Consider the following 10,520-nt stretch of genomic DNA (forward strand, 5'->3'; position numbering starts at 1 on the left):
CCTTTTACGCCGAAGATACCAGAGATGGGAAAATAGGGAGTTGCTGCTTTTTTTTATTCCTTTTTTAATTTTATAAAAGTATTTATTGAATTTATTTGAATAAATTTATATTATTTTATGAATATATTAGATTATTATTATTATTATATAATTATTATGTAAATACAAAAATAAAGGACGGAAAAAATGAAGAAAAAATATTTCAATTTATTAATTATAAACACTATTTTTGTAGGTGAAATCTTATGCTAAAAAATAAATTATTATTTTCAGTTTCTTCACTAGTTAGCATTCCTATTTTTGCTACTTCAGTGGTTTCTTGTGCAACAACAGAAAAAGACAAAGAAAAAAATCAATATGAAAATTATAAAATTGAGTTTAATAATTTAGGTGATAAAGAAATTGTTAAATCTAATGAAACTTTTACCTTTTTAAGTAATTCAAGTGTTAGTTCAAATGAAACAAAACTTAAGGATTTTTATCTAATAAAAGATGAAAAAGATATAGATAATCTTAAACAAACTTTATTTTACTATGTTATAAATTATGAAAAAAATGATAATGTTAAAGAAATAGAACATATGAATAATTTGCTTAATTATCAAAAAGTAGCTTTTTATTTAAGCAAAATAAATTTAAAAGAAAATTTTTATGTATTAAATAACTTTGTTCATACAAAATCGTTAGATACTTTATTTAAATCACTATTTAAATCTAATGATTATAATTACAATGATTTAAATTCAAAACAAAAGGAATTTCCTTTATATTCAATTATTCAAAAAGAAAATAATGCTTTAAATTTTTATTCTACCAATCTAGAATTAAACGCTAAATTAAAAGAAAATAATGAAAGCGAACCAACAGATGAAACAGCAAATTATGTAGAACCATCTTTTAGTTACATTGCTTTTGAAGTTCCAAGAAAATTATTTAATCCAGAGCAATTGCAAACCTTAAAAATAAATAATACTTTTTTACGTTATAATGAATTTGTAAAATTTTTAAGCAAAAACACTAAACAAAAAATCAACTAATGTTGATTTTTATTTTTTTGCAATGTTAAGCGAATATTTTTCATTTCTTCAGATGAAATTTTTGGATCAGCATATTTTAGAACATCTATATTAGATAATAATCCTTCTCTTATTTCTTTCATTTGTCAATTATCGTAAATTGGTTTAGCATATAGAGAAACATCTAAATTTTGTTCTAAACCTAAACGAATTTGTCCCATTTGAAAACAATTAAAATTATTTGTTGCATATTTAGATACATCTATTTTTGATTCTAAACCAAGAAAAATCTGTTTTAGTTGCGATGCACAATAATGGTGGCAATTAAAATTATTAGTTTCAATGAAAGACTTATGATTATTAATTATAGAACTTTTGTGTTGTTCAAAATAATCAATTTCTTCCATTAATTCTTTATATTCGCTATTTGTACCTAAATAAATATTTTTGATTTCTAATAAAGTTTGTTTTAATGTGTTTCTGTTGTTTAAGATATCTAAAACCAATTTTTCCTTTTCTAAAATTGACTCTTCACTGTTATTTGAATTTTTAAAGTGATTAAAATCTCTAGTTAAAAAATCTTTATGGCAATAAAGTGTTTTAGAATAAATTTGGTCATTTTTTATAGAAATTTCACTTAAAGAAACATATGGTGGATTTTGTTTGAGATTATCTCAAAGCATAAAATAAATGTTTTTAATATCATCTAAATCTAGAAATTTGGTATCTAAATAAAGTAAATTATTTTTATCAAAAACTTTAAATAAATCTTTTTCAAAAATTTTATAAATTTGAGCAGTATCTATAAAACTATCGTGATTTAATAATCCATTATTTGCCTTTTTAATTAGATATTCACCATTAAGTTCGTGTCTGAAATTTTTATGTTTTATAGAACTGCGACATTTTAAGTAATAATATATTTCTTCCCATTCGTTATAAAAAATAATGACTGGATGTTTGTGAAAATCATCTTCTAATCTATCAAATGTTATTGATTCTTCCGGAAAAAACGGTTTCATTGTGTCAATGTGATTTTTATCTTTTTTCATTTTAATTCCTTATATTTTAATTATAGTGCTATTAATAGTAAAAAGTGAAAAAAAGAAATATTAAAACAGGAACTAAATAATTATGTTCCTGTTTTTCTCACATACAGATTGTGCTTATTTTCCAATTCAAATATAAATACTAGGAGCATTTAGTTGTATCTAATAATTTTAAATATATAAAAGAATACTATAATTAGCTAATTTTGCCACTTAACTAATTAAATCTAATTTCTATCTAATTTAATTATTAGATACCAATTAGATTTTACAAAAAAAAAAAAAAAGCAAGTTTTTGACAAAAAAACACAGGAGAATTCCTGTGTTGAAATTATTATTTGTTGTAGAACTCAACAATTAAAGCATCATTGATTTCTTGACTTAATTCTCTTCTTTCTGGTAATCTTTTTAAAGTAGCTTTAAAATCTTTATATTCAATTCATTCTGCTTTTTGTTTTAATTCAAGTGCTGCAGTAATTTGAACGTTTTTTCTTGATTTTTCTTTTAGTTCAACTACATCATTAATTGAAACTTGCATTGAAGGAATATCTGCTTTTTTTCCATTTAAAGTAAAGTGACCATGATTTACTAATTGTCTTGCTTGTCTTCTTGTTGTAGCAAATCCTGCTCTGTAAACAATATTATCTAACCTTGTTTCTAACATTTGTAAGAAGTTTGTTCCAGCAACACCTTTACGTTTTGAAGATTTAAAGAAAGTGTTTTTGAATTGTCTTTCATTTAAACCATACATAAAACGAACCTTTTGTTTTTCGTGTAAGTGTAATCCATAATCAGATAATTTAACTTTCTTTTGTCCGTGTTGTCCAGGAGCGTAAGTTCTTTTTTTACCTTTTGCAAATTCTTTACCAGTTTCTAAAATTGAAAATCCTAATCTTCTTGATTTTTTGAAAATTGGACCAGTATATCTTGACATTTTTCCTCTTTCTGCAAAAAACGTTAAGAAATAATTCCATATTATTTTTTTAAATTTAATGGTTTCGACATCCAGCAAAGTTTACTTCCAAATTTAAAACAAATTTAAAAAATATTAATATATATTATTTAGCTGTGTTTATTGCTTTAATATTTTACATCATTTTTGTATAATTTAATAGCAAATGAAGTATTTTTTATTTTTTTTATTGGGATTTTTAGTTTTATTATTGATAACTGGATTAATTATCCTTATTTTTGTTTTACAAAAAAGAAGAAAAGAAAAAGAAAGAAATAAAAAAGAACAAGTTAAAAAAAATGAAAAAAACAATTCTATAAAAAACGAAATTGATATTTTAATAAATCAAATAAAAATTTATTTTAAGCATGAGCATTTAAAAAACGAAGAAGAAAAACAAAAAGAAGTTGAATTAAAAGAAATAATTAAAAAACATAAAGATAAAAACGAAGAAGAAACTAAATTTTTAAGCAGAATTGAAAAAGCAAATATTATAAATCATTCTTATGAAGTTATAGAGTTAAAACTTAACAGTTATTTTACAGATAGAGTTCAAATATTAGAAGAACTAAAAGAAAAATATAACTATATTTTTGAAAATAATAAGTTTTTTTTAGGATACTATAATAAAATGACTCAGGATCTTCATAAAGCTAATACATTTGTTAAAAATAATGAAGACAAAATAAAATATATTCATACAAAAATTGATAAACTAATTAAAAAAATAACAAACAACAATGCTTTTATTTCTCAAAATTATTATTTAAACTATAAAAAAGAAGAAAATATCAAAAAACTAATTGAAAATAAAGAAAATATAATTCATTTATTTAAAATTTTAAATTATGTAGTTAAATTTACTAACGAAATAGACAACAATTTGACAAATATTTTTGAATCATTAAAAAATTTTTATTTTGAAAACAAAGAAGAATTTCAATTGGAAAGAGTTTTTTCTTTTGAAGAATACAAAAAGCAAGTAGAAATTCTTTTTAATAATGTCAAGAAAGCACATAAAGAAATTGATATTGAAAAAGTTAATATTAATTTAAAATTTATTTATAAATTAACATTAGAAAACAAAGAAAAAATAGAAAAAGAAAAAAGATCTAAAGAAATAGTAATAGAAAACATTTTGATTATAAAAAATAGAATAGCAAGGAAAAAAAATGAGTTACTTCTTTTCATAGAAAATAAAGAAAATACAGCATTTATACAAGCAAAAGAAGAATTAGATAATATAAATTTATTATTAGAAGATATTTTATTAAATAAAGAAACTTATCTTGAACAAATAGAAAAAATAAAAAGTATTTTTGAAAAATTCATAATTATAGATTTTAAGTTAATCGCTTTAAAAAATATTTATTTTTTTGAATTAAAAGAAAAGAATTTATTAAACAATTTTTCTTTACAAAAAGAAATAATTACTGATTTTTTGGTAAATAAACATAAAGAAAATATAAATGAAAATTTCAAAAAAGAAATATTGAATTTGTTTCTATTGATAGAAAATGAAGAAAAAAATGACCAAAAAATAATTTATATTAAAAAGTTAAATGATTTATTGACAAATAATATAGAAATATTTACTGATTTTTTATACAAAGAAATATTAAATTTTTTATATAAAAATATGAATGTTTTTAGGAGTTCTAAAAACAAACTGGATGCCAGTTTTAAAATAGCAGAAGAAATGCATAGACAAGGAAACTATCCACAAGCATTAGAAAATATAGTAAAATTTTTAGAAAAGGAAATAATATAATATGTATGATTTAATTTTAATAAGATATGGTGAATTAGTTTTAAAAGGTGGTAATAGAAAACAATTTATAAACACTTTGAAGCAAAACATAATAAAAATTACAGGGGAAATTCCAGAAGTAAGTTTTGATAGAATGTATTTACCTTATAGCGAAAAAACTTTAGCAAATTTATCTAAAGTTTTTGGTATTTCTTCTTTTTCTCCTGTAAAAAGAGTAGAAACTAATATAGAAAGCATAAAAGAAGAAGTTTTAAGACAATTTGATGATAATCTTTTAAAATTTAGATTAAATTGTCATAGAAACTGAAAAAAATTCCCTTTAAATTCACAAGAAATTATAAAAGAAGTTGCTACCGAATTATTTGCAAAAAAACAGGAAATAAAGGTAGATTTGGAAAATTTTGATCAACAAATCAATATTGAAGTTAGAGAAAAATATTCTTATGTTTTTTCTAAATTTTATAAAGGATTAGATGGTTTACCTGTTGGTATTTCTGGTAAAGTTTTACATTTAATTTCTGGAGGAATTGATTCTCCAGTTGCAGCTTTTGAAATGATGAAAAGAGGTGTGCATATTGATTTCTTGTCTTTTATAACACCACCACACACTGATGAAAAAACAGTTCAAAAAGTAGATAAAATTATTCAATTGTTATCTAATTATCAAGGTGGTTCTAAATTATTTCAAATAAACTATACAGATTTAATGAATTACATCGGTTTAGTTTCTGACCAGTCTTATAAAATAAATCTAATGCGTAGAAGTTTTTATAGAATAGCAGATATTTTAGCTAAAAAATTTGGTTACATAGCTATATCTAATGGAGAAAATTTAGGGCAAGTTGCATCTCAAACTATGGAATCAATGGATGTTATTGGTAGTCAAACAAGTTTACAAATATATAGACCATTATTAACTTTTAACAAAAATGATACTATTAAATTAGCTAACAAAATAGGTACTTATGAAATTTCTATTGAAAAAGCAAATGAAGCTTGTGAATTATTTGCTCCTAAAAAACCAGTTATAAAACCAACTTCAGAATTTGCACAAAAATATGAAGAAGAGTTATCTGAAATTAAAAAAATGGAAATAAGTGCAATTGAAAAAGAAATGATTTTGAAAAGATTTAAAACACAAAAATAAATTTTTTCAAAATTGTTTTTTTTATATAATAATAATATTATGTATAATCACAAAGAAATAGAAAAAAAATGACAAAAACACTGAGAAATTAATAATTCATTTAAAACAACAGAAAATAAAGAAAAAAAATTTTATGTTCTTGATATGTTTCCATATCCATCCGCTTCAGGTTTGCATGTTGGACATCCAGAAGGTTACACAGCAACAGATATAATAGCAAGATATAAAAGACTAAATAATTTTGATGTTCTTCATCCAATGGGATGAGATGCTTTTGGTTTACCAGCAGAGCAATATGCACTAAAAACAGGAAATCACCCTGCTTCTTTTACACAAAGTAATATTCAATCTTTTAAAAAACAGTTAAAAAGTTTAGGTTTTTCATATGACTGATCTAAAGAGGTGGATACTACTGATCCTAAATTTTACAAATGAACACAATGAATATTTAAAAAATTATATGAACATAATTTAGCAGAAATAAAAGAAGTTGATGTTAATTGGTGTGAAGAATTAGGGACCGTTCTTGCTAATGAAGAAGTGATAACTGATAACGAAGGAAATAAAGTTAGTGAAAGAGGTGGTTTTCCAGTTATTAGAAAACCAATGAAACAATGAGTTTTAAAAATTACTAATTATGCAGATAAATTGTTAGAAGGATTAAATGACTTAGAATTTTCGGATTCATTAAAAGAATTACAAAAAAATTGAATAGGAAAATCTGAAGGTCATACAATTAAGTTTCATATCGAAAATAATAGTGAAATTATAGAAGTGTTTACAACAAGAATTGATACATTATTTGGCGTTACTTTTATTGCTATTTCTCCAGAAAACAAATTAGTAGATGTGATTATTAATAATCCAAAAATAAAAGAATTTATTGACTTTACTAAAACTTTAAGTGAAAGAGATAGAGTTTCCAATAATAAAGAAAAACACGGTATTTTTACAGGTTTATATGCTATCCATCCTTTAAATAATAAGAAAATTCCAATTTGAATTGCTGACTACGTTTTAAATTCTTATGGAACGGGTGCTGTTATGGGAGTTCCTGGAGAAGACGAAAGAGACTATGATTTTGCTAAAAAATATGATTTAGAGATAATTAAAGTTGTGCAAGATAATAAATTAATTAATTCGGAAGAGTTTAATGGTTTAGAAATTTTAAAAGCAAAAGAAGAAATTTATAAATTATTAAATGAAAAGGGAATTTCTGAAAAAGAAATAAGTTACAAACTAAGAGATTGAATTTTTTCAAGACAAAGATATTGAGGTGAACCATTCCCAGTTTATTTTGATGAAGAAGATAATATTTACATAGATGAAGGAATTGTAGAATTACCATATATGCAAAATATTAAACCTTCTAAAACAGGAGAGTCTCCTTTAGCAAATAACAAAGAGTGATTATACTTTGAAAAAAATGGCAAAAAATACAGAAGAGAAACTAATACAATGCCACAGTGAGCTGGTAGTTCTTGATACTTTTTAGCTTTTATTCTTAAAAATGAAGATGGATCATATTTAAATATAGATAGTCCAGAAGCATATAAAAGATTTAAAAAATGACTTCCTGTAGATTTATACATTGGTGGTCAAGAACATGCTGTAGGACATTTAATTTATTCTAGATTTTGACACAAATTCCTTTATGATATAGGGATTTTACCTAATGATGAACCTTTCTTTAAGGTTGTAAATCAAGGAATGATTTTAGGTACAGATGGGCAAAAAATGTCTAAAAGTAGAGGAAATGTTATAAACCCAGATGATATCGTAAACGAATATGGTGCAGATACTTTAAGAGTTTATGAAATGTTTATGGGACCATTAACTGATACAAAAGAATGAAGTACAGATGCAATCCAAGGTATAAGAAGATGATTAGATAGAGTTGAAGTTATTTTAGATAAATTCGCAAATAATGATTTAATTGATGCAAATTTTGATGATTCAGAGATGATTTCTTTATGACAGGAAACTATTAAAGAAGTTACAATCGCAATTGAAAATTTAAAATTCAATATTGCTATTAGTAAACTTATGGTTTTCATAAATGGTTTATATAAAACTGAAAAAATTTCCAACAAACAAATGTTAATTGATTTTTGTATAATGCTTTCTGTTTTAGCACCACATCTTTCAGAAGAATTGTTAAGCAGATTACAAGCAAATGAAATAAGCAAGCAATCATGACCAATTTTGCAAGAGAATTTAATTTTAAATAAGAAAATTAAATTACCGATTCAAATTAATGGAAAAGTTAGAGCAGTAATAGAAAAAGAAGAAACCGATACAGAAGATTCTCTTTTTACTAAAGCTTTAAGCGAACCTAATGTAATAAAAAATATTGATAATAAAGAAATTAAAAAGAAAATCTACATAAAAGATAAAATAATAATTTTTAATGTATAGTATTTTTATAAAAAAACACAGACATAAAGTTAATTAGTCTGTGTTTTAATAATTTCTTCAATTCTCTTGTTTATTTCATAAGGTTTTTCAAAGAATAAAGCATGGCCACAATTTTTTAATCCTATAAAATTTTTATTATAATCACTAGCTATTTTAGCAACAGAAAGAAAAGGAACAAACATATCTTTGGTTCCTACTATGAATTCATAATCTTTATTAACAGAGTAAAGATTTTTAATATCTTTTTGTAAATAAGAAGGATTAATAATTTGTTTTCTTACTAAATTATTGAAAACAGCGAATTTATTTTTAGTCACAGTTAAAAAGACATTTGCTATTTTTTCTAAATTCTTTTTGTAGTTATTTTTATTTTCATAAACTAAGTTATTTGAACTTTCGTATGCTTCTTCATAGTTTTTTGGCAAAAGTCATTTATTAAGTCTTTCTTTTGATTGTTTCAAAGTTTCTTTAGCAATAGTACCTAAAATATTATAATTTATTGGAGCAGCAAGTAATGCTTTAGGAATTAAATTATTATTTAATAAGTGCAGAGCACTTGCTCCACCAAGAGAGTGACCAATTACTAAATTAAAGGAAATTCCCGTTTGTTTAACAAATTCCGCTGCAATTTCTTGATAATATTCAATGGTTATAGTTTCATTATTAGAACTCAATCCACAACCAGGAAAATCAAAAGCAACAACATCATAATTTCTATCTGTTATTTTGTAAACTTGTTGTGCAAAACTATGTGATGAATTAAAGCCATGAAGAAAAAGAACCTTTGGTTTTCCACTATTTTCTTCTATATAAAATATTTTTTCATTTTTTATTAGTATTTCTTTTTTTTGCATATAACTCCTATATCTTATTAAATTATTTTATCACATTTTATGTTTCGGATTTTAATAGATTTTATTTTTAAAATATATTATAATAAGGACAGATAATACAAGAAAATAATACTTATTGGTTTTCTAGAAAGGAAAAAAAGTGAAATTTAAAATAGTAAATAATCTATTATTAAGTTCTAGTGTTTGAATACCTGTGTTTTCAATTGTTTCTTGTCAAACTATTGAAAATAAACAAATCAATGAATTTAATAATGAAAATGAATTAGAAGAAAATGTATTTTTACTAAATTCTAACAAGATATGAAGTCCTTCAGACTTTGAAAAAAGAGAGAATGCATTTGAAATAAAAGATGGAGATTCCTTCAAAAAAGAATTACTATCTCAAATAAAAATTGAACAAGTAAAAAACAAAATAAATACAGAGTGAAATGATTTTATCAAAACATATTCAAAAATATTTAATTCAGAAACATTTAAAAAATATCATGTTGTTTACTACTCTAACTACTCTTCAGGTGAATCATTAGACACAATTAAAGTAACTTCTGAAAATCTTGATATTAATTTTATAACTTACAATATCAATACAAAAGCCGTTTATCCAAGACAATATATTATTTTTATAGAAAAAACTAAAATTCCTGTTATTAAAACTATTAATATTAATGAAATAAGAACAAGAAATAAATATTTAACTTACAAAAATAAATTACCATCAAAGCAACAAATAATTTATTTTAAATAAATAAAGCAAAAAAATTACTGCATAAAAAAATGCAGTTTTTTCTTTTTTTGTGTTATTTTTGCCTTTTTTACAAAAAAAAAAAAAAATAAATCTATAATTCTATATAAGAAAATAATATCAAAATAAATTGTGAGGAGTAAATATGAAAAAAAGATTTCCAACAATAATATTAGGAGCAACTCCTATAATGTTTTTAGCATCATGCTCTAATGAGTATAAATCCACAGAAGATTTTAAAATTGAAGCATTAAACTTGCCAGAATTTAAAAATTTAAAAGAAAAAATTAATAAGAATTTTAGCAACAATAAAAATTTGTTTTCTGATAAAAACTTTATAGATTCTTTATCTAAAAGTTTAAATTTATATGCCGATTTAAAACCCTCTTTAGAAAAAGAAGAAATAAAAAATGATATTTTTGTAATCAAAGGCTTAAAGAATTTAAAAATTTTTTTAAATTCAGAAAACTTTGACTTTTCAGAGTTAATAACAAATTTAAATAACTATATAACTATATTAAAAAAATATATAGATTCTGCAAAAAAATGCATAAAAATAATGTAGAAAACC

Annotated in this window: 9 protein-coding genes; 6 read left to right on the top strand and 3 right to left on the bottom strand. The window is 22.7% G+C overall.

What is annotated here, in order from left to right:
• Positions 1 to 245: 245 nt before the first annotated feature.
• A complete protein-coding gene (locus ACXX84_RS01025) occupies positions 246 to 1,037 on the top strand; it encodes a hypothetical protein (protein WP_458560533.1) in 792 nt (263 codons plus the stop codon).
• Here ACXX84_RS01025 and ACXX84_RS01030 read toward each other — a convergent pair.
• Together ACXX84_RS01030 and rpsD are read right to left on the bottom strand one after the other, a co-directional pair.
• Positions 1,034 to 2,068, bottom strand: coding sequence for an Mbov_0400 family ICE element protein (locus ACXX84_RS01030; RefSeq protein ID WP_436358759.1), 1,035 nt, complete (start codon positions 2,066 to 2,068; stop codon positions 1,034 to 1,036). The genes ACXX84_RS01025 and ACXX84_RS01030 overlap by 4 nt on opposite strands.
• Positions 2,069 to 2,399: 331 nt before the next feature.
• Complete coding sequence (gene rpsD / locus ACXX84_RS01035) at positions 2,400 to 2,999, bottom strand: 30S ribosomal protein S4 (protein ID WP_436358760.1); 600 nt, start codon at positions 2,997 to 2,999, stop codon at positions 2,400 to 2,402.
• 184 nt (positions 3,000 to 3,183) lie between these two features.
• Here rpsD and ACXX84_RS01040 point away from each other — a divergent pair, with 184 nt between their 5' ends.
• Genes ACXX84_RS01040 through leuS form a run of 3 tightly spaced genes read left to right on the top strand, consistent with a single transcriptional unit; the run spans position 3,184 to position 8,353 of the window.
• A complete protein-coding gene (locus ACXX84_RS01040) occupies positions 3,184 to 4,788 on the top strand; it encodes a hypothetical protein (RefSeq protein ID WP_458572745.1) in 1,605 nt (534 codons plus the stop codon).
• A gap of 1 nt (position 4,789) precedes the next feature.
• Positions 4,790 to 5,935 carry a tRNA uracil 4-sulfurtransferase ThiI gene (gene thiI / locus ACXX84_RS01045; RefSeq protein WP_436358762.1) on the top strand — a complete coding sequence of 382 codons (1,146 nt, stop codon included), beginning with the start codon at positions 4,790 to 4,792 and terminating at the stop codon, positions 5,933 to 5,935.
• 39 nt (positions 5,936 to 5,974) lie between these two features.
• On the top strand, positions 5,975 to 8,353 hold the full coding sequence (leuS, locus tag ACXX84_RS01050; protein WP_458560535.1) for a leucine--tRNA ligase: 2,379 nt from the start codon (positions 5,975 to 5,977) through the stop codon (positions 8,351 to 8,353).
• Between the two features lie 29 nt (positions 8,354 to 8,382).
• Here the strand turns inward: leuS and ACXX84_RS01055 are convergent, their stop codons facing one another.
• The gene (locus ACXX84_RS01055; protein WP_436358764.1) at positions 8,383 to 9,207 is read right to left on the bottom strand and encodes an alpha/beta fold hydrolase; all 825 of its coding nucleotides are present in this window, start codon (positions 9,205 to 9,207) and stop codon (positions 8,383 to 8,385) included.
• 139 nt (positions 9,208 to 9,346) lie between these two features.
• Between ACXX84_RS01055 and ACXX84_RS01060 the strand changes: the two genes are divergently transcribed.
• Both ACXX84_RS01060 and ACXX84_RS01065 read left to right on the top strand, forming a co-directional pair.
• Positions 9,347 to 9,952, top strand: coding sequence for a hypothetical protein (locus ACXX84_RS01060; RefSeq protein WP_436358765.1), 606 nt, complete (start codon positions 9,347 to 9,349; stop codon positions 9,950 to 9,952).
• 142 nt (positions 9,953 to 10,094) lie between these two features.
• Positions 10,095 to 10,514: a hypothetical protein gene (locus tag ACXX84_RS01065; RefSeq protein WP_458572746.1), complete on the top strand. Its 420-nt coding sequence runs from the start codon at positions 10,095 to 10,097 to the stop codon at positions 10,512 to 10,514.
• Positions 10,515 to 10,520 lie beyond the last annotated feature (6 nt).

The sequence above is a fragment of the Mycoplasma sp. AC157 genome (assembly GCF_054343415.1).